This is a genomic window from Actinoplanes nipponensis, from assembly GCF_016862275.1.
Taxonomy (GTDB): Bacteria; Actinomycetota; Actinomycetes; order Mycobacteriales; family Micromonosporaceae; genus Actinoplanes; species Actinoplanes nipponensis.
Genome location: NZ_BOMQ01000008.1, coordinates 469105 through 488582 on the forward strand (window position 1 = coordinate 469105; position 19478 = coordinate 488582).

The following is a 19478-nucleotide window of genomic DNA, read 5'->3' on the forward strand; positions in this document are numbered from 1 at the left end:
CGGCTCACCGGCCGCCGAAGGTCTCGTACAGGACGTCCTGCTCCGCCTCGGTGAGGTTCGTCGCGATCAGGGTGCTGTTGCGGCCGTGGAACCGCTCGCCGAGCCGGTCCAGGTCGCCCTGCTCGGTCACCAGGAACAACGCCGAGGTGCCCGGCGTGACCTCGGTGCGGATCCTCTCGAGCTGGTCCCTGGTGATGCCGGAATCCTCCGTCGCCTTGCTGATCGCGCCCAGCGCCGCCCCCGCGACGCCGCCGACGACCGGGACGAGGAACAGCGAGCCGACCAGCAACCCCCAGAGGGCGCCCCAGCCGGCGCCGTGCTTGGTCTCGTCGTGCCCGTGCTCGACCGTGGGATGGTCGGCGTCGGCCGGCCAGCGGACCACGGCATGGTCGTCGATCTTCACGAAGCGCTCCGCCGCCGCGTCCTTCAGGACGGCCGCCGCGCGGTCCGCGCCGTCCGGGTCCTCGAACTTCCACACCGTGAACGTCGTCATCGTCTGCTCCCGATCGTGGGCCGGCATCCGTCAGAGCTGGGCGCCGCCCGGCCGGGGACGGCCGGTGCGGCGGTGCTGGCCCGGCCCCGCCGCGCCGCGGGCCGGGATCGCCGGTGGCGGCGGCCCGGCGCCCCCGGCGGAACGGGCGGATTCCGGGACGCTGGGTCGCGTCGATCCTGCCGACGACCCGATCCGCACCCGCTGCGGAGAACCGGGCCAGCGGTCTCAGACTGCTCCGGCGGGCGGCCGGGCGCCTCGTCCGCCCCGGGTGAATCCCCGATCTTCGCGGCCCCGATCCCGGCGCCGCTCGACCGCGTCCTCGATGAGCATGGAGACGAGGACCCCGCCCGCCGCGGCGAGGAAGGGCATGACCAGCAGCAGGCCGTAGTCGACCGGGGGCCGGCGGCCGCGGAGCACGGCGACGGCGCCCCCGATCCGCTCCCGGGGTGTGGTCATTCTGGCGGTCATCGGGTCACCTCTTCGGCTCGTGGTCTTCGTGGCGTCGGTGGTCCGCGGGATCGTCGAGGATCTGCGCCAGGCGCACGGTCCCGGCTCCCGGTCCCGGGCGTCCCGGGCCGCGTGGTAGGGCGCCGGTCACGCCGGCGATCACCGCGAGGCCCAGGCCGAGGACCTCGACGACCAGCAGCCCGGGCCCGGCGGTGCGTTCCGGCGTGCGCATGCGCAGCAGCAGCACCACGGCGAAGATCAGCAGCACCGCCCCGTCCAGCAGGAAGCGGCGGGCCGCCGTCCGCGCCCGGGCCCGGTTCCCGCCGGTGATCTCGCCGAGGTGCACGGTCAGCGCCGTCGTCAGGCCGCCCAGCAGGCCGGCGATCACGGTGCAGTAGGCCAGCGTGCCGATGATCCCGGGCCCGCCGAGCAGGCGGAAGACGTCGAGCAGGACCGCCACGGCCAGCAGACCGAGCGGGAACATCACCAGGACGGGCTGGACGGCGTTGCCTCGGATGCTGAGCCGGTTCTCCATGCGGATCCTCCGTGGCACCACTGTGGTGCGGTGTCCCGCCGGACGCCTCATCCCCGATGGGTGACGCGGCGGACCGCTCAGTGCAGCCACGCCTTCAGCGCGATCATCGTGATGCCGAACAGCCCCGCGATCGCCGAGGACAGGACCTTCTCGAGCGCGGACAGCCGGCCGTACCGGCCGATCCGCCAGCCGGCCAGGCAGAGCAGCACGGTGCTGCAACCCAGCGCGGCCAGGACCGCCGTGCGCAGAGTCGTGCCCAGCAGCCGGGTTACGAGCAGCACACCCAGGGGCAGCAGGGAAGCGGTGATCATCTCCCAGCCGCTGGTCAGCTGCGTCCGGACGGTCTGCCACCGGGGACGATGGCCCTCGTGGATGCGTTCGGCCAGGATCCGGGCGTAGCGTTCGCCCGCCCAGTAGACGCCGAGCGTGACGAGCACGGCGACGGCGGTGGTCATCGCCGTCGGTGCGTGCGAGCTGGCCAGGACGGCCGCGCTCACGATGATCCCGTAGATGCCGGCCGCCGTGGCCTCGCGTACCTCGTGCGCCGACCGGGCCCGCCGGGACCGCGCTGCCGGATCGGTGGGCGATACCTGCACGACGCCGCCCGTCAGCTCACGCCGGCCACGGCACTGTCCGCCTCCGGGACCGCCGGGCGTGGGCGGGCCCCGCCCGACCGCGCGGCGACGGTGACCACGAGCTCGTAGGCGGCCAGGCCCAGCGCGATCACCAGCAGCGACGTCCACGACGACAGCACCAGCGCGGCCCCGGCGGCCACCACGATCCCGCCCACCCGCAACGGATCGCGATGATCGGCAACCCACCCGGGTCCCCGTGTCACCACGGTCCGGCCGGCCGTACCGGCCCCGCGGCCCGTCGTGCGCAGCCCGGAGCCGAGCATCCGGCGCAGCCACGTCGGCCCCCGGCCCGGCCCGATCAAGTACATCGCCAGGGCCAGGACCGCGCCGATCACCAGCAGCTGCGTCCCCCGGGTCCGCAGGAGCCCGAAGACGCTGGTCAGGGTGGCCGCCACGCCGTCGCGGTAGACCCCGGCCGGCACCTCCAGCAGCAGGTGGTTGCGTACGACGCGCAGCAGGGCCGTGACGGTCACCGCGGCGACCACCAGCCACAGACCCAGCTGCAGCAGCGTGCGCCGCCGCTGCGGCGACACCACCAGCGCGAGCACCAGCAGGACGACGGTGCCGACCACTCCCAGGACGAGGTCCCGCTTGGCCGCCGCCACCGCCTGCTGTGCGGCCCACAGCTGCCCGGAGTCGTAGACGGTGAACCGGGCGAAGTTCTGCGGCAGCGTGACCCCGAGCGCGTCCTGGACCCGGGCTCGCAGGTTGTCGGGAATGGCGCCGCTGCTGAGATCCGGCAGCGAGATCTGCCGGCCGAACAGCGTCGGCAGCTCGGTGCTCAGCTCGCGGAGCACCTGGTTGATCAACGGAAGCAGGTCGATGTCGACCCGGTCCGCCCGTCCGGTCACGACGGTGCTGGTGCCGTTGATGATGGCCAGGGCGCGCTGGTGGGCGCGGCGGTTGAGCTCCTCCCAGATGCGCGCGAAACGCTCGCTGCGCAGGACGTTCGAGACCGTGCTGCGGACCACGCCCCGCAGCTGGCCGGTGACCGGACCGGCGATGAAGGCCGCCTGCTCCGGCAGCACCGTCCGCAGCCGCTGTTCGACGTCGACGGCCTCGAACACCTGCGTCGTGGCGTACTCCGCGACCGCCGCGGTGATCGCCGGGTCCCGCGGCAACGGCGCCACGGTCGCGACCCACCGGTCGGTGTTGAGCACGGTGGTGGCCGCCCAGACCCCGACGACGCTCGCGACGAGCGCGAACGCGGTGAGGACGACGAGGAAGGCGGCCGTGACCCGGCGCAGCGAGCACACAGCGGCGGCCCGCCGGTCACGGTTGTCGAGCCGGGCGTGCAGGACGGACACCTCCGCGCGCAGCCGCTCCAGCTCCTCGAGGCGCACCGGATCATCGGCGCCGTCGGCGGGCGGCGGGGGCGTCTCCGGCTCCCCGGACGTGTGCGCGGAGACCTGTTCGCTGGCAGTCATGGCGCAATCCGTTCTGTGCTCGTCCCGGGACCCGCGGGTCTCAGCGATAGGGCCGCGGCGCCGGCGGAACCGGGGCGGGGCGCATGGCCGCGTGGGCGGACCCCGCGACCAGCGACCCGATGGCCACACCGAGGAAGAAGTTCAGGCCGGCGGTGAAGAACCGCGAGCCGAAGTCGTGCTCCGTGACGAACGGGGCCAGCATCGCCGTCACCGTCGCCAGCGTCATGACCCACCCGAAGAACAGCATGGGGCGCGGGGTGAACAGCAGCAGCACGTGCATCAGCCCCGTCGCCACCAGGCTGAGCACCGCCGCGCCCAGGGCGTACCACCCGGTGCTGGCGTCGCCCCACACCCCGGCGCCCTTCGGCGCGAGCACGTCGACGCCGAACAGGCCCCGGCCGATGAGGATCCCGACGACGGCGATGAGCGCCGCCACGACCCCGGTCGCCGCGCCGCCCGCCCACAGCTTGCCCGCGTTGACCGTGGGTCTCGACCGGGGAGTCGCGGACTGGTAGTTCGCCGTCATGGGTTCCCTCCTCGTCCTGCGGCACGGTGACCGCTCGGGGTCGAGCGTCGTCGCCGCGGGGGCCGCGGTGCCTCATCCAGCACGGGTGAACGCGTCCTCCGCGCCGGCCCGCGGGCCGCGGTCATTCGCGGCGGACGATCCCCCCGGCCGCCCTCCCGCGCTGGGATGGGGGCGTGACCTCGGGCGCCCTGGCATTGATAGCGGCCGTCGTGTTCGCCTGGGGGGCGTTCTCGGCGAAGCTGGAGCGTGCCGACCTGACCGCGCCGATGGCCTTCGTCGGCATCGGCGTCCTGCTGGCCGGCAGCCTTCCCGCCGACGCGGGCGCCACCGGGGTCACGGTGCTCACCGAGGCCACGCTCGCCTGGGTGCTGTTCTCCGACGCGTCCCGGGTCGGGCTGCGCGAGCTGCGCGGTGACGCCGGGGTGTACGGCCGGCTGCTCGGCATCGCCCTGCCGCTGACCGTCGTGGCCGGCGCCGCCGGCGCCTGGCTGCTGCTGGACGCCCCGGCGCCGTGGTACGCGTTGCTCATCGGAGCCGCCCTGGCGCCCACCGACGCCGCCCTGGGCGCGGTCGTGATCACCCATCCGGCGGTGCCGGCCCGGATCCGCCGCCTCCTCAACGTGGAGAGCGGGCTGAACGACGGCATCGTCACCCCGGTCGTGCTGGTCGCGCTGGCCGGTGCGGCGTCGGCCCCCGGACACGCCGGCCCGAACGCGATCACGGCCGTGCTGCAGCTGGCGGGCGGCGCGCTGATCGGCCTGACCGTCGGGGCGGTCGGCGGACGGCTGCTGCGCATCGCCGGCCGGCGCGGCTGGACGGACGACAGTTTCGCCGGGCCCGCCGTGCTGGCCCTGGCCCTGCTCGCGTACGCGGCGGCCGTGGCCGGGCACGGCAACGGCTTCGTCGCCGCCTTCGCCGGTGGTATCGCGTTCGGCCACGTCGCCGGCCGGGGCGGTCCGCGCGAGGTCTTCTACGTCGAGGAGACCGCCGGCCTGGCGTCCCTGCTGGTCTGGCTGCTGTTCGGCGCGTTCGCGGTGCCCCTGCTGTACGGCCGGGTCGACGTCGCCCTGCTGCTGTACGCCGTGCTGAGTCTGACCGTCGTCCGGATGGCCCCGGTCGCGCTGGGCCTGATCGGCGCCCGGCTCGGCGGTCGTACCGTGGCGTTCGTCGGCTGGTTCGGCCCGCGCGGGCTCGCCTCCGTGGTCTTCGCGCTGCTGGCGGTGGAGGAGCTGGGCGAGCGCGCCGGCCCGGCCGTCGCCGCCATCGTGCTGACGGTGCTGCTCAGCGTGGTGGCGCACGGCGTCAGCGCGGGTCCGTTGGCCACCCGCTTCGGCGCGGCCGGCCGAGCCGCCGCCGGTGCGGCCGGCGGTGAACCGGCGGCCGCCGCCCGGCTCCGGCGGTCACCCGCCCGGGGCGGACCGGGCGCGGGCGGGCCGACCGGCGGAACGCCGTGAGCGCCGGCGCGGCGCTGCCCCGGCGCACCTCGCGGGCGTCGACGGTCGTGCTCGTGGTGCTGATCTGCTGGGCCGCGCTCGCCGTCACCATCGCCGTCGTGCCCGGCATCTCGGCCGGCAGCGGCGGGGCCGTCCTGCTCGCGGCCGTGGTGCTGGGCCTGCTCGGCGCGGTCGTGCGTCCGGCGGCCGCCGTGCTGCTCACCCACCTCGGCTGGGCCGGCGTGGTCGGCGGCTGGCTGCTGGGCCAGGCCCTGCTCGTCTATCTGGCGCTCTCGGTGACCCCGGGCCTGCAGGTAACCGGCTTCTGGACCGCCTTCTGGGCCTCCTGGGTGTACGCCGGCCTGGTCAGCGCCGGGCTCTGGGCGGTCACCGCCGGCCAGCCGGCCATGGTCGTGCGCCATCTGCTGCGGGTCAACCGCCGGGCCCGCCGGGCCGCGACCACCAGCGACGTGCCGGGCGTGGTGTTCGTGCAGATCGACGGCCTGTCCGCGCCGCTGGCCCGGTGGGCGCTGGCCTCCGGCGCCCTGCCGACCGTGACCAGGTGGCTGCGCTCGGGCAGCCACACCCTGGTGGAATGGCATGCCCGGCTGCCCGCGACCACGCCGGCCAGCCAGGCCGGGCTGCTGCACGGCGCGAGCGCCGAGGTGCCGGCCTTCCGGTGGTACGAGAAGGAATCGGGCCGGCTGGTCGTCACCAACCGTCCCCGCGACAGCGCCCTGGTCGAGTCCCGGCTCTCCGACGGCCGCGGCCTGCTGGCCGACGGCGGCGTCAGCGTCAGCAACGTCTTCTCCGGCGACGCGCCCACCAGCGTGCTGACCATGAGCACGATCGGGCAGCGCGGGGCGGCCGGGCGACCCGCGCGCTACCTCGCCGTGTACCTGCTCGACCCGTTCGGCCTCACCCGGTCGCTGTTCCTGACCGCCGCGGAGATCGTCCAGGAACTCCGGCAGGCCCGCCGGCAGCGGCTCCGGCGGGTCCGGCCGCGCACCGCGCGGACCGCCTCCTACGTGCTGCTGCGCGGGCTGACCAACGCCCTGCTGCGCCACCTCAACCTGTCGATCATCGCCGAGCACGTCATGCGCGGCGCGCCCGCCGTCTACTGCGACTTCGTCGACTACGACGAGATCGCCCATCACGCGGGGCCGACCCGTCCGGAGGCGCTGGCCGCCCTCGAGGGGATCGACGACGTGCTGGCCACGCTCGAGGCGGTGGCGTCGGCCGCGCCGCGCCCGTACCGGTTCGTCATCGTCTCCGACCACGGCCAGAGCCAGGGCGCGACCTTCGCCCAGCGCCACGGCACCACCCTGGAGGAACTGGTCCGCGGGCTCAGCTCGGGCGTGGTCCCGACCGTCGCGGCCGGCCGGGACGACGAGCACGCCGGACGGGTCCGGGTGCTCAAGGACGAGCTGGTCCCCGGCCCGGCCCGGCCCGCGCCCGCCCCGGTCCCGCCCCGGCCGGCGATCGTGGTGACCGCGTCCGGCAACCTCGGACTGGTCTACCTGGCCGACCACCCCGGCCGGGCCGGCATGGAGGAGATCGAGGAGCGCCACCCGCGGCTGCTGGCCGGTCTCGTGGCGCATCCGGGCATCGGCTGGGTCATGGTCCGCTCCGACCGCCTCGGACCGGTGGTGCTGGGCCGGGCTGGCCGCCGGCTGCTGCGCGACGACCGGGTCGAGGGCGAGGACCCGCTGGCCGGCTTCGGCCCGGCCGCCGCCGCCGACCTGCGCCGCCACGACCAGCTCCGGCACACCGGCGACATCGTCGTCAACAGCGCCTACGACCCGGTGACGCAGGAGGTCGCCGCGTTCGAGGACCTGATCGGCTGCCACGGCGGCCTCGGCGGCTGGCAGGACCGTCCGCTGCTGATCCATCCCCGGGCCTGGCCGGTCGACGGCGAGCTGAACGGCGCCGACGCCGTGCACGCCCAGCTGGTGCGGTGGCTGGAGCGCTTCGGTGAGCGGTCCGGGCCGCAGCCGTGAGCATGCTCAGCCTCCCGCGTCGGCGTCGCGGGACTCCTCGCGGTTGCGCTGCCAGCCGCGCGGCCGCCAGTTCTCCACCACCTTGGCCACCGCGGTCACCAGGAACAGCTGACCGATCAGGGCCTCCAGCACCGCGATGCTCTGGGCCGGGTTGGTCGCGGGCACCAGGTCGCCGTAGCCGGTCGTGGTCATGGTGACGAAGCTGAAGAACAGCGCCTGCGGCAGCGCCGGATCCCCGGCGTCACCGAACAGCGGGCCGGGCTGCAGGGCCGCGACGCAGGCGTACGAGAACCCGAACGCCATGCCGATGAGCAGGTACGCGGCCAGCGCCCCGAGCATCGTCTCCCGGTCGACCCGGCGGCGACCGCCGAGGTCCCGGACGATGGCCAGCGGCGCGACCAGGTACAGACCGGCGGCCGCCAGGAAGGTCAGCCCGGTGAGCGCCCCGCCCGGGGCGAACAGGGCGCACACTGCCGCCACCACGGCCAGCGCGACCACGGCGGCGGAGGCGAGCCGCACTACCGGACGGGCGTGCGACACCCGTAACGCCTGCCACACCGTGCCGGTCTGCAGGACCAGCAGCACGGTCGGCAGTGATCGTCCACCGGGCAGCAGCGCCAGCACGTACGTCGCGACGATGAGCATCAGGACGACGGCGTAGCCGTGCCGCGCCGGCCGCAGAAGGGCCCGCTGCCGCATACCGGCCGGCCCGGCTCAGCGCGCCGGGTGCGGCGGCGACGGTGGATCCTCGTCGTTGGGCAGCCGCCGCACCTCGATGAGGCGGAGTCCGAGGCCGTGGATGCGGGAGATCAGCCCCACGACCGCGGACTGGTCCGGCAGCGACCCGTGCAACACCGTCTCGGGTGGCTCCACGCTGACGGTCAGGTCCTGCAGCTCGGCCAGCAGTTCCGCCGGGATCACCCCGGCCACCCTGACCTGGTATGACGCCTCAAGCATGAGCGTTGCCTCCTCGCCGTGTCCGCGTCATCCCGTGAACCTGCCGTTGCGCCGGAACTCGGCCTGCATCATGGCGATCTCCTCCTGGCCCGGCACGACGATCTGCGGATCAGGGGTGAAGTCGAGCTCGGTGCTGCGTTCCTTGTAGTCGACCGCGTTGAGGATGACCTTCATGGTGTTCAGCCGGGCCTGCTGCTTGTCGTTCGAGCGGATGATCACCCACGGGGCCGACCGGGTGCTGGTGCGCAGCAGCATCTCGTACTTGCGGTCGGTGAAGTCGTCCCAGCGGCTCTGCGCCTGCATGTCGATCTCACTGAGTTTCCACTGGCGCAGCGGGTCGGTCAGGCGGCGTTCGAAGCGGCGGGCCTGGGTCTGCTTGGTGACGCTGAAGTACAGCTTCACCAGCACCGTGCCCTGCCGCACCAGGTCCTTCTCGAAGCCGGGCACGCCCTGCAGGAAGTCCTGGTACTCCTTGCGGCTGCAGAATCCGAAGACCCGCTCCACCATCGCCCGGTTGTACCAGCTGCGATCGAACAGCACGATCTCCCCGCCGGCCGGGAACTGGGCCACGTAGCGCTGGAAGTACCACTGCGAGCGCTGCTCCTCGCTGGGCCGGCCGAGCGCGACGACCCGGTAGTGCTTCTCGTTCATGTACCGGGTGACCCGGCGGATCGCCCCGCCCTTGCCGGCCGCGTCGCGGCCCTCGAAGAGCACGATCATCCGCAGACCCTCGTCCTCGAGGTAGCGCTGCAACTTGAGCAGTTCGACCTGCCACGGCCGCAGCCGGCGGTCGGAACGCAGTTTGCGGTCCAGCGCCGCCCGCTCCCGCCGCAACGCCATCAGTTCCCGCATCGCCTCCTCGTACGCCGCTGCGATGTCCGCCGAGGGCGGTGACGGGGCCATCGGGTTCCTCCTTCTGCCGGCTGGCTCTCAGCGTGGACCACGGCCGGGACCGGGGGCTCATCCCGGGTGAGTGACGTCGGGGATGAGCCCCAGCGACCGGGCCCGGCGTACCGCCTCGTTGCGCCGGGCCGCGGAAAGCTTGCGGAGGATGCTGCGGACATGGGTCTTGACCGTGTTGACCGACACGTAGAGCGTCGCGGCGATCTCCTCGGTCGGCAGCATCGCCGCCATGCCCTGCAACACCTCCATCTCGCGGGGACTCAGCGCTTCCACGATGACCAGATCGCCGGCGCCGGGCGCTCGACCGGCGCCCGTCGCGGCGCCGGTCAGCGCGCGCGTCTGCTCGGCGAAGTCGGCGCCGACGAGTCCGCTCAGCCGGGCCCACACCTGGGCCACGTCGCGGCGCCGGCCCGGCGCCGAGGCGGCGCGCAGGGCGTGTTGCAGTGCGGTGCGGGCCTGGCCCGCCTCGCCGAGCTGGCCGGCGATCCGGGCCCGGGCGAGCCACGCGTCGACGCCGATCGCCGGGTCCAGCCCGGCGGTGTCCAGCACCGGCGTGAGGAGCTCGGCGGCCCGCTCGGGGTCGCCCTCGGCGGCGAGGGCTTCGGCGTGCAGCACGGCGACGTCCGGCGGGTACGGCCGGGCATAGCCGGCCACGGCCGCCAGCGCCTCGGCGGGCCGTCCGGCGCCGATCAGCAGCCGGGCCCGGGAGACGCACAGGTCGCGGACGAGCCACTCCGGCGGGGCGGGCTGGGCCCCCGTCCCGGCCCGTTCGAGCACGCGCAGCGCGCCCGGGGAGTCGCCGCGCAGCCGCAGCCGGCGCGACTGGACGAGCGCCACGGCGGCCGCGGCGACCGGGTCCGGCGGGCCGAGGTGTTCCGATTCGGCGGCCCGCAGGTGGTGCGCCGCGGCCTCGGCGTCGTCGCGCTCCACTGCCACCCAGGCCAGCACCACGCGGGCCAGGCGGGTGTGCGCCGGGGTCAGGCCGTACCGGTCGGCCTCGCCGGTCGCGTCGGTGGCCAGCTTCTCGGCCTGCCGCAGCCGCCCGCGGTGGGCCTCGATGAGCGCGAGGTGCTGCCGGGAGCTGATCGCCAACCTCGCGCAGCCGCCGGCCGGCGCGACGGTGACCTCCGCGAGGCAGGACGCGGCCGCGTCGAGGTCGCCGGCCTGGCTGTGCGCGAGCCCGCGGGCCGCCACGGTCAGCGCGCGCAGCTCCTGGTGGGCCGCCGTCACCTCGGCCGGGGTCCGGGCCAGGGCCTGCTCGGTGGCCGGGGTCAGTTGCAGCACCTGCTGATGGTCGGCCCGCGCGGCCGCGAGCAGCACGTTGAGGATCGAGTCGGCCAGCGCCAGCGCCTGGCTGTACTCCCAGTCGCGCCGGATGACCAGGTCCTGGGCCCGGGCGAGCTGGAGCGCGCACCGATCGACCGCGGCGTCGGCCAGCGCCAGGGCCGCCGACACGATGGCGGCCTCGGCGCTGTCGCAATCCTCCGGGAGGTGCGCCAGCAGGGCGCCCAGCCGGCCGTGTCGTCCCTCGATCACCAGCCGGCCGACCGCGTAGTGATCGACGACGATGGTGGCGGCCGCCGCCCAGTCCCGCGCCTGGACGGCGTGGCCGACCGCCTCGACCGTCCGGCCGCGGGCCGCCAGCCAGCGCGCGGCGTGGCTGTGCAGGGCGGACGCCCGCAGCGGGTTCTCGTACCGCAGCCGGGCCCGGAGGAGTTCGGCGAAGAGCCGGTGGAACCGGTACGTCGTGGAGTGCTCCGTGGCGGGCTGGACGAAGGCGTTGCGCCGCTGCAGGTGCTCGAGCAGCCGCCGGGCGTCCGCCCGTCCGGTCACGGCCTCGGCCAGCTCCGGGGTGAACGTGTCCAGGACGCTCGTCTCCAGCAGGAAGTTCTGCACGTCCGGCGGTTGCACCCGCAGCACCTCGTCGGTCAGGTACCCCGCGACGCCGGTGTCCTGGCCGGTCATGGTGGCCAGCAGGCGGTCGGCGTCCGGCTGGCCCTGCAACGCCAGGGCGAACAACCGGAGGCCGGCCGCCCAGCCCTCGGTGTGCTCCAGCAGCGCGGCCAGCCCGGTCCGGCTCAGCTCGACACCGTGCAGGGCCAGCAGTTCCCCGGCCTCCGCGGCGGTGAAGGCCAGGTCGCCGGTGCGGATCTCGGCGAGCCGGCCGGCCAGCCGGTGCCGGTGCAGCGGCACCGGCGGGTCCCAGCGTCCGATCAGGACCAGCCGCAGCATCGGGCCGGCGTGCCGCAGGACGAATTCCAGCTCCGCGGCCCAGGGCGCCTCGCCGGCCGGCGAGGCGCCGTCGAGCACCAGCACCAGCGGCTCGGGTCGCAGGGCGAGCGCGGCGGCCAGCCGGATCAGGAACCTGCGGTCCGCCGCCCCCGGAACGCTGCCCGGGTCCGCCGGGAGGGCCATCCCCGCCCGGCGCAGGGCCGTCACCACCTGGGCCCAGAAGTCGCTCGATCGGTCGTCGTCGTCGTCGTCGTCGTCCAGCGTGATCCAGGCGACGGCGACGCCCGGGGCGAGGCCGTGGACCCACGAGGCCACCAGCTGGGTCTTGCCGCTGCCGGCCGGGCCCACGACCAGCGTGACCGGCCGGTCGTCGCGATCGGGCAGCGCATCGAGCAGCCGCGGCCGTGGCACCAGGAAGAGCGGCTGCTCCGGAACCGCGAACCGCGACGGGAGCACGGGATCATCAGCCGGCCTCGGACTGATGACGGGTGCGACGAGGGCGAGATCAGCACGCACGGGACCTCCGGTAAGAAAGTCGAACGCGGAACCGGATCTTCAGCCTTCCGGACCCGGCAGCCGTCCACATCGTTCGAAACGGATTAGTCACCGGTGGAATCGTCTCCGGCGGATGGTGCGTCGCCGCCGGTGGCGAGGTCTGGTGGCAGGAGGGCCGGATCCGGCCGGTGCGCCGCGTGGAAGGATGCTCCATGGCAGGTCAGACGGTAGCGGAGAGCACCAGGACGGCGTTCGGCGAACCGGGCGCGACCCCCGCGGCGAGGGCCGCGGCCGGGGTTGCGGCGCGGGCGCGGGCGCCCCTGGACTCGCACGTGAGTATGCCCACAGACGACGAGCGGCCGGACCCGGTCGAGGTCCTCGTGACCCAGTCCGCGACGCGGCTGCCCGAGCTGGTGCCGATCCGCTACGGGCGGATGCTCGTCTCGCCGTTCGCCTTCTTCCGGGGCGCCGCCGCGGTGATGGCCGGGGATCTCGCCCGCACGCCGACGTCGGGACTGCTCAGCCAGCTCTGCGGGGACGCGCACCTGAGCAACTTCGGGGTGTTCGCCTCGCCGGAGCGCCGGCTGGTGTTCGACGTCAACGATTTCGACGAGACCTATCCGGGGCCGTGGGAGTGGGACCTCAAGCGCCTGGCGGCGAGCCTGGTCGTCGCCGGACGCGAGAACGGCTTCCGCCGCAAGGCGCGCGCCGGGGTCGTGCTCGCCGCGGTGGGCCGGTACCGCCAGGCGATGCTCCGCTTCGCCGGCCGCGGGCACGTCGAGGTCTGGTACGCCCACGCCGACCTGGAGGAGATCAACGGGCTGCTGCGCAACGAGCTCAGCGGGGCCCACCGCAAGCGTTTCGCCGCCGCCCAGGCCAAGGCCCGTACGCACGACAGCATGCAGGCGTTCCGCAAGATGACCGGCCTGGTCGACGGGCGCCGTCGCATCCTGGCCGATCCGCCGCTGCTGGTCCCGGTGGACGATCTCCTGCCGGACACCGGCCGGCGGGAGCTGGAGGAGCAGATCCGCGACCTGCTCGCCGGCTACGCCGCCACCCTGCCCCCCCGATCGGCGCCTGCTGTTCTCCGCCTTCCGGTTCGTCGATCTCGCCCGCAAGGTCGTCGGGGTGGGCAGCGTCGGGACCCGGTGCTGGGTGGTCCTGCTCAGCGGGCGCGACGAGAACGATCCGCTGCTGTTGCAGGTCAAGGAGGCGCCGCCCTCGGTGCTGGCCGGGCAGGTCCCGGACGTGACCGTCACCGGGTGGCGCAGCGAGGGCGAGCGCGTCGTGACCGGACAGCGGCTGATGCAGGCCACCGGCGACATCTTCCTGGGCTGGCAGACCGTCACCGGCATCGACGGCCGCACGCGGGACTTCTACGTGCGGCAGCTGCGCGACTGGAAGGGCTCGGCGGTCGTCGAGACGATGGACCCCGAGGCGATGCGGGTGTACGGCGCGCTGTGCGGCTGGACCCTGGCCCGGGCCCACGCCCGCACCGGTGACCGCATCGCGATCGCCGGGTACCTGGGCGACAGCGTCGCCTTCGACCGGGCGCTGGTGGAGTTCGCCGAGCACTACGCGGACCGCAACGAGCGGGATTACGACCTCCTGGAGGAGGCGGCCCGGGCCGGCCGCATCCCCGTGCACCGCGGGGTGTGAGGACGCGGCCCGGGCTCAGGCGGGCGTCTCGGTCTCGGCTTCCCGCAGCCGGGCGTGGAACAGCCCGAGGCGGTAGAGGCGCTCCAGCCGGCGCACCGTGAACGGATGGGACCGCGGCAGCTGCGAGACGGCGACCCAGAAGCCCCGCAGCGAGCGGCCCTGCCGGACCAGCTCGTCGACGTCGACGACCTGCTCGGTGTGCCGGCCCGAGGCCAGCAGCACCAGTCCGGTCATGCCCAGCGGCGCCAGGTGGGCACCGTGGCGGTCGCACGAGTACTCCCGCAGCCGGGACAGCGCCGGGCCCAGCAGCGGGATCCGCTCCGAGTACGCCACCGCGAGCTGGTACCACAGCGAAACGTGGTGCAGCCGGATGTGACCGAGCTCGTGGCCCAGGATGAACCGCAGGCCGTCCCGGTTGTCGTGGTAGAGGTTCACGAACAGTTCGTTGGACAGCACGACGTAGTCGTGTCCGGTGGCCTGCGCCGCGAAAGCGTTCAGCGCGCCGTTGCCGTTGCCGAGGTAGATCTGCGGGCGCCGGCGCAGGCCGAGCCGGCGGGCGAAGGCATCCGCCGTCTGGAAGAGCTCGGGGTACTGGCGGGGCGACAGTTCGACAGCGGTTCCTCGGATGGACGCCCGCTGGGTCTCGCGGATCACGATCAGGGTGGGGATCAGCAGCAGCAGGCCGATGAGCGCACTGCGCACGGCGGTGGCCCAGCCGGTGTCCTGCAGGCGTTCCGGCAGCAACGGCAGCGACACGGCGGCCTGCACGATGAAGCCGATGATGAGCAGGTTCAGCACCACCATGAAGATGAAGAACGGCAGCTCGGCGGGGTGCCGGAGCCGGCCGGCGGGGGCGGGTTGCTGCTTTGACGTCGACACAGCGATCCTCCTGTGATCGTTCCTGCCGCTGGCGCTGGCGCACGGTGGAGCCGTGCTGACGCCGAGCCTGCGCCGCCGGGCCGGACCGTGCCTCACCCCGCCGAGGTGAGGTCGGCGCCACCGGCCGGCACGACAATGCCGGAAGGTCCTGCAGCTGCGACGGAGGCCGCCATGCTCGTCATCGCACACCTGTCCGACCTGCACCTGGGCGCGCACGAGCCGTCGGCGGTGGCCACCGTGGCGGCCGACGTCGCCGCCGTGGTCCCCGCGCTGACCGTGGTCACGGGCGATCTGACGATGCGCGCCCGGACCGGGCAGTTCCGCCTGGCCCGCGAGCTGCTCGATCGGCTCCCGGGGCCGCTGCTGGTGGTGCCCGGCAACCACGACGTGCCGCTGGTCGGCGTCGACCGGCTGGTGGGGCCGTACCGGCGCTACCGGCGTCTGGTCCAGGCGGATCTCGATCCGGTGTTGCGGCTGCCCGGGGTGACCGTGATCGGGTTGCACACCTCGCCGGCGTGGCGGTGGAAGAGCGGACGGGTGTCCCGGCGGCAGAGCGAAGCGGTCGTCACGGCGCTCGGATCCGCCCCCGCCGGCGCCGTCCGGGTGCTGGCGATGCACCACCCGCCGCGCGCGGGCGGCCTCGCCCGGATCATCGGACGCGCCCGGCTGCTGCGGGCGGTCGCGCTCACCCGGGCGGACCTGGTGCTGGCCGGGCACACCCACGTGCCCGGGTCGGCCCTGATGGGGCTGGACGGGACGGCCCACCGGCCGGTCGAGGTGGTGGCCGGCACCGCCGTCAGCCGGCGGACCCGCGGCGCCGGCCGGTCGTGGACGACGATCCGGGTCGACCGGACGGCCGTGGTCGTCGAGGAGCGCGTGCAGGACGCCACCGGCTGGCGCACCGGCGCCGTACGGCATTTCCCCCGGCCCGGCTGACGGAGTGTTCGGCAGCCCCGCCCGGGTCGCTATCGACCGCTGGGCAACGAACTGGCGAAGGTGAGGAGAAGCTCGGCGGTCCGGGCCGGATCCTCGACCATGGGTGAGTGTCCGACGTCGGGCAGCACCTCGACCCTCGCGCCCGGGACCTCGCGGTACAGGGCGGCGGACGAGGACCGCCACCGCTGGTCCCGCCGGCCGAAGACCACGAGCAGCGGTTTGCCGAGGTCCGTGAGCCGGTCCGGCATCGGACGCCGGCGCAGGTAGTCGTCGGACGCACGGGACGCCGTCGTGAGGGAGTGGTAGGTCAGGCGACGCGTGTCGTCGACGAGCTGCTGAGGGATCGGGAATCCCGGTGCGAACGCGCTGCTCAGGCCGCGGCGGAGGATGCCGTCGGTGCGGAGGCGCCACAGCAGTTGCCCGACCATCGGGACCTCGACGAGCCGACCGACGGGTCCGTCGGAGACGAAGCCGTCCAGGCGGGGTCCGGTGTCGATGAGCGCGAGCGCGGCCACCAGGTCGCCTCGTTGCTCGGCGAGGGAGGTGGCGACGTAGCCGCCGGTGGAATGGCCGACGAGGACGGCGTGCTCGACGCCGAGGTGGTCCAGGGCCCGGCCGATCCGGCGTCCCTGCTGCGCGATCGCGTAGCCGTCGCCGGCGGGTTTGGCCGACCGGCCGTGCCCGAGCAGGTCGATGCGGATGACGCGCCAGGAGCCGGCCAACAGCGGAACGACCCGGTCCCACCAGCGGGTCGAGGCGCCGAGCCCGTGGATCAGCACCAGTGCCGGTGCGTCGCGGGGGCCGTCCTGGCTCACGTGGATGTCTCTGCCGTCGAGGCGCAGGATCGAGTCGCCGGTGGCGTCGGCGTCCTGCCGGGACACCATGACCGCGTTTCCCGTCAGCAGTCCGGCGACCGTGAGAAGGATCGTTGCGGCGATGATGCGGCGCCTGCGGCGGCGCGCGCGTTGCGGAGTGGTCATGAGGGCACTGTCGCGGGCCACGGGCGCCGGTGGATTGAACGAATGTTCCGCCGTGTCGGTGTGCGTAGCATGAGCTGATGCGACCGGCCGTGGACCAGTGCGCCGACGCGGCTGTGTGGGATGTCGCACGCCCGGCACGGCCCAGCCGGGTGGCCGGCGTCAGCCTGGCGGGGTTCCGTGACCGTGGCCTGAGCACGGCCGGCCACCGGGCGATCCCGCACCCGGCCGTGACCATGGCTCTGGATTTCGGCGCCGACCCGCTCATCGTGGACGATGCCGCCGGCCGGCAGCGGCGGGGGAGCCTCGTCGCCGGGCTCGGCTTCGGACCCGGCGCGGTCCGGGTGCGGGGCGAGAGCTTCCAGGCCGTGCAGGTACGCCTGTCGCCGGTCATCGCCGGCGCGGTCCTGGGCGTGTCCCCGGCCGACCTGGACGGCGCCGTCGTGGCCCTCGACGACCTGTGGGGCCGGCGGGCGTCACATATCCGTGAGCAGCTCGCCGACGCCTCCTCGTGGGAGGAGCGGTTCGCGGTGACCGACGCGATGCTCGCCCGTCGGAGCCGGGCCGGGTGGCCGGTGGATCGCGAGGTCGCCTGGGCCTGGAAACGGATCCTGGCCGGCCGCGGCCGGGTCCGGATCGACGTGCTCGCGGCGGAGGTCGGCTGGAGCCGCAAACGGCTGTGGTCCCGGTTCCACGCACAGATCGGCCTGCCACCCAAACGCGCCGCGAAGCTGGTCCGCTTCGACCACGCGGCCCATCGCCTGGCCGCCGGCGAGGACGCGGCCCGGGTGGCGGCCGACGGCGGCTATGCCGACCAGTCCCACCTGCATCGCGACGTCGTGGCGTTCACCAGAGCCACCCCGGCGACCGTGGCCGGCGAACCCTGGCTGGCCGTCGACGACATCGCCTGGCCGGATCGCCGGGCCGCACCGCGGTAGCCCTTCGCGAGTCAGCGCGCCGCCGGGGGGACCCGTACCACCGCGGTGCGCGCCACCTTGTCGTGCACGGCCTGGTGGCGGCGGTCGACCAGGGCCCACACCGCGCCGATCGGGAAGTAGGCCAGGACGAGGGCCCGCACCAGCGCCGCGGGCCAGGAGAGCCGGCGGCGACCCGTGGCGACGACCCGCAGGCCCAGCACCGCCATGCCCGGGGTCCGGCCGGCCAACGCCCAGAACACGGCGCAGTAGGTCGCCAGCAGCGCGGGCAGCAGCATGAGAAGGCCCGCGACGACCACGCGGGTGGCGTCGTGCAGGCGCGCGCCCATGACGGCGGTGATGACGGCGGCGGCCGCGGCGGCGGCGGTGCCGAGCGCGGCGACCAGGAAGGCGTCCATCAGGTACGCGACGGCGCGGCTGACCGGCCCGGCGTACTCGCGCGCGGCCGTGGTGGTCATAGCTCGAGCGGCGGCCCGGGCTCCGGGCGGACGGTACGACCGAACACCCGGGAGCTCATCCGGTCGACCGCCGTGTCGCCGGCCCGGGCCCCGGCGCGCAGGCGCCCGACCAGCTCGTCGACCATGCTCTCGCGCTGGCCCCGGATGAGCGTCTGGATCCGCTCGGGCTCCTTCTCCAGCAGCAACAGCACGTCGTCGAGCACGGCGAGCACGACCGGGCGGAGCACCCGCTGCAGCTGGCTGTCCACCACGAGGTCGACCAGCGGCGAGGTCGCGACCGTGGACACCGCGGCCTGCGCCGTCAGCCCGGCCTGCTGCCGCCAGTGCGTCCGTTCCGTGGCGCCCCGTTCGGCCAGCCGCTCGATGCCCCGGCGCAGGCCGGCGACCACATCGGTGGTGGCGCCCTCGACGGCGAAGGCGGCGCCCACCACCGTGTCGCCCCACCGCAGCAGCGTTCGCCGCGCCGCCGGCCGGGCCGTGTCCGCCGGCCCACCGGCCGGGTTCGCTGCGGCGGGCGGGGGCGCGGATTGCGGATCCATGCTGGTCATGTCGTCACGATGCGGCGTCACGCCCGCGGTGCGCGCCACCCGGAACGGATGAACGCGGGGCCCGCGGGCCCCACGAACGGCGATGCAGCCGGACGACGGTGCTCCGGCTGCATCGCTGGGGTGGCTGGTCAGTGGCGGCGGCGCCTCGACACGCGCCGTGCCGTGCGGCGTGCCGTGCGCCGGGCCACCCGGCGGGATCCGAACATCTGCTCACCTCCCTGGAAGGTCATCCGACGGCCGGCTACCGGGCCGCCGCGGTCTCGAGGTCGTGCAGTTCCTTGGCCTCCGAGGCGGTGGCCAGGCCGATGGCCACCAGGTCGAACGGGCTGATGAAACCGTCGCTGATCCGGAACCCGCCGGCCCGCGCGATGGCGTCGCGCAGCGGCACGGCCCAGTGGTGCTCGATGAGCAGGAGCGCCGCGGCGGAGTCGTCGGGGATGTCGGCCAGGATGTCCCAGGCGTCGTCGTCGCCGAACGCCGTCCGGCCCGCCACGGCGGCCTCGGCTCCGGCGGCGGCGCCGGCCTCCATGCCGGCCTCACCGTCGATGCCGAGCCCGATCAGCGCACCGACCTTGCTGCCCAGCTCGACGGCCTCGTTGATGGACAGGTTGCTCAGATGCTCCACCTCGATCTCGCCGCGGGCGTCCTTGTAGACAGCGAGTGCGTCGATGACGCGAACGGTGTCGCTCCTGCGGAGCTTCTCCAGCTCCGCGATCACCTCGCCGTGGAAATCCGGATGGGTGAAGCCCAACACGATCAATTGGACCGGACCGATGGCCATCTGCTGCCACTCCTCTCCTGCGACCGGACGAAGGGCGGGACCACGGCGAACGATGTGCCCCCGGGACCCGCCCGTACCGATCCTGGTGCCGGCGGCCGGGCCACCGCCTCATCCGGCGCGGGTGACGGCGGCCGGCCGCCGCCGCGGGCGCCGGCCCGGCCCGGGCCCCGGTTCATTCCCCCGGAATGAGGCCCGGGCCCGACCGGCGTGGCTGACTGGGGT

The 19478-nt window shown here is 74.5% G+C and carries 20 protein-coding genes and 1 pseudogene; 6 read left to right on the forward strand and 15 right to left on the reverse strand.

Annotated features, from left to right (window positions below):
• Positions 1–4: 4 nt before the first annotated feature.
• The 6 genes from Ani05nite_RS03340 to Ani05nite_RS03365 all read right to left on the reverse strand — a co-directional run bounded on the left by Ani05nite_RS03340 (position 5) and on the right by Ani05nite_RS03365 (position 4063).
• The gene (locus Ani05nite_RS03340) at positions 5–493 is read right to left on the reverse strand and encodes a DUF1269 domain-containing protein (protein ID WP_203764483.1); all 489 of its coding nucleotides are present in this window, start codon (positions 491–493) and stop codon (positions 5–7) included.
• A 225-nt stretch (positions 494–718) separates the two neighbouring features.
• Entirely contained in the window at positions 719–961 is a 243-nt protein-coding gene (locus tag Ani05nite_RS03345; protein WP_203764485.1) for a hypothetical protein, read from the reverse strand.
• 4 nt (positions 962–965) lie between these two features.
• Positions 966–1475: a DUF2231 domain-containing protein gene (locus tag Ani05nite_RS03350; RefSeq protein WP_203764487.1), complete on the reverse strand. Its 510-nt coding sequence runs from the start codon at positions 1473–1475 to the stop codon at positions 966–968.
• A 77-nt stretch (positions 1476–1552) separates the two neighbouring features.
• The gene (locus tag Ani05nite_RS03355; protein ID WP_203764491.1) at positions 1553–2071 is read right to left on the reverse strand and encodes a hypothetical protein; all 519 of its coding nucleotides are present in this window, start codon (positions 2069–2071) and stop codon (positions 1553–1555) included.
• A gap of 11 nt (positions 2072–2082) precedes the next feature.
• Positions 2083–3537, reverse strand: coding sequence for a hypothetical protein (locus Ani05nite_RS03360; protein WP_239129188.1), 1455 nt, complete (start codon positions 3535–3537; stop codon positions 2083–2085).
• A 40-nt stretch (positions 3538–3577) separates the two neighbouring features.
• On the reverse strand, positions 3578–4063 hold the full coding sequence (locus tag Ani05nite_RS03365; RefSeq protein ID WP_203764495.1) for a DUF6069 family protein: 486 nt from the start codon (positions 4061–4063) through the stop codon (positions 3578–3580).
• Positions 4064–4236: 173 nt separating this feature from the next.
• Here Ani05nite_RS03365 and Ani05nite_RS03370 point away from each other — a divergent pair, with 173 nt between their 5' ends.
• A complete protein-coding gene (locus Ani05nite_RS03370; protein ID WP_203764504.1) occupies positions 4237–5517 on the forward strand; it encodes a cation:proton antiporter domain-containing protein in 1281 nt (426 codons plus the stop codon).
• Entirely contained in the window at positions 5514–7496 is a 1983-nt protein-coding gene (locus tag Ani05nite_RS03375; RefSeq protein ID WP_239129189.1) for a phage holin family protein, read from the forward strand. Before Ani05nite_RS03370 ends, Ani05nite_RS03375 begins: the two co-directional genes overlap by 4 nt.
• A 6-nt stretch (positions 7497–7502) precedes the next feature.
• Here Ani05nite_RS03375 and Ani05nite_RS03380 read toward each other — a convergent pair whose 3' ends face one another.
• The 4 genes from Ani05nite_RS03380 to Ani05nite_RS03395 are packed head-to-tail and all read right to left on the reverse strand — an operon-like array spanning position 7503 to position 12044.
• Positions 7503–8195, reverse strand: coding sequence for a potassium channel family protein (locus tag Ani05nite_RS03380; protein WP_239129190.1), 693 nt, complete (start codon positions 8193–8195; stop codon positions 7503–7505).
• Between the two features lie 15 nt (positions 8196–8210).
• Entirely contained in the window at positions 8211–8453 is a 243-nt protein-coding gene (locus tag Ani05nite_RS03385; RefSeq protein WP_203764506.1) for a DUF8691 family protein, read from the reverse strand.
• A 27-nt stretch (positions 8454–8480) separates the two neighbouring features.
• The gene (gene ppk2 / locus Ani05nite_RS03390; RefSeq protein WP_203764511.1) at positions 8481–9356 is read right to left on the reverse strand and encodes a polyphosphate kinase 2; all 876 of its coding nucleotides are present in this window, start codon (positions 9354–9356) and stop codon (positions 8481–8483) included.
• A gap of 57 nt (positions 9357–9413) precedes the next feature.
• Positions 9414–12044, reverse strand: a complete 2631-nt coding sequence (locus Ani05nite_RS03395; RefSeq protein ID WP_239129191.1) for a winged helix-turn-helix domain-containing protein — start codon at positions 12042–12044, stop codon at positions 9414–9416.
• A gap of 473 nt (positions 12045–12517) precedes the next feature.
• Here Ani05nite_RS03395 and Ani05nite_RS41750 point away from each other — a divergent pair.
• A pseudogene (locus tag Ani05nite_RS41750) lies at positions 12518–13081 on the forward strand (DUF2252 family protein); the annotation flags it as partial.
• Between the two features lie 82 nt (positions 13082–13163).
• Positions 13164–13742 carry a DUF2252 family protein gene (locus tag Ani05nite_RS41755; protein ID WP_275410495.1) on the forward strand — a complete coding sequence of 193 codons (579 nt, stop codon included), beginning with the start codon at positions 13164–13166 and terminating at the stop codon, positions 13740–13742.
• A 15-nt stretch (positions 13743–13757) separates the two neighbouring features.
• Here Ani05nite_RS41755 and Ani05nite_RS03405 read toward each other — a convergent pair whose 3' ends face one another.
• The gene (locus Ani05nite_RS03405) at positions 13758–14621 is read right to left on the reverse strand and encodes a M48 family metallopeptidase (RefSeq protein WP_239129192.1); all 864 of its coding nucleotides are present in this window, start codon (positions 14619–14621) and stop codon (positions 13758–13760) included.
• A 171-nt stretch (positions 14622–14792) separates the two neighbouring features.
• On the opposite strand from Ani05nite_RS03405, the gene Ani05nite_RS03410 reads away from it, so the two are divergent.
• Entirely contained in the window at positions 14793–15557 is a 765-nt protein-coding gene (locus Ani05nite_RS03410) for a metallophosphoesterase family protein (protein ID WP_203764517.1), read from the forward strand.
• Positions 15558–15586: 29 nt separating this feature from the next.
• Here the strand turns inward: Ani05nite_RS03410 and Ani05nite_RS03415 are convergent, their stop codons facing one another.
• Positions 15587–16537 carry an alpha/beta fold hydrolase gene (locus Ani05nite_RS03415; RefSeq protein WP_203764519.1) on the reverse strand — a complete coding sequence of 317 codons (951 nt, stop codon included), beginning with the start codon at positions 16535–16537 and terminating at the stop codon, positions 15587–15589.
• A 77-nt stretch (positions 16538–16614) separates the two neighbouring features.
• Between Ani05nite_RS03415 and Ani05nite_RS03420 the strand changes: the two genes are divergently transcribed.
• A complete protein-coding gene (locus Ani05nite_RS03420; RefSeq protein WP_203764522.1) occupies positions 16615–17472 on the forward strand; it encodes an AraC family transcriptional regulator in 858 nt (285 codons plus the stop codon).
• Positions 17473–17483: 11 nt separating this feature from the next.
• Here Ani05nite_RS03420 and Ani05nite_RS03425 read toward each other — a convergent pair whose 3' ends face one another.
• The 3 genes from Ani05nite_RS03425 to Ani05nite_RS03435 form a co-directional block, all read right to left on the reverse strand.
• Positions 17484–17927, reverse strand: coding sequence for an RDD family protein (locus Ani05nite_RS03425; RefSeq protein ID WP_203764525.1), 444 nt, complete (start codon positions 17925–17927; stop codon positions 17484–17486).
• Entirely contained in the window at positions 17924–18475 is a 552-nt protein-coding gene (locus Ani05nite_RS03430) for a hypothetical protein (protein ID WP_203764529.1), read from the reverse strand. Before Ani05nite_RS03430 ends, Ani05nite_RS03425 begins: the two co-directional genes overlap by 4 nt.
• Before the next feature lie 241 nt (positions 18476–18716).
• Complete coding sequence (locus tag Ani05nite_RS03435; protein ID WP_203764531.1) at positions 18717–19256, reverse strand: hypothetical protein; 540 nt, start codon at positions 19254–19256, stop codon at positions 18717–18719.
• Between the last annotated feature and the right edge of the window lie 222 nt (positions 19257–19478).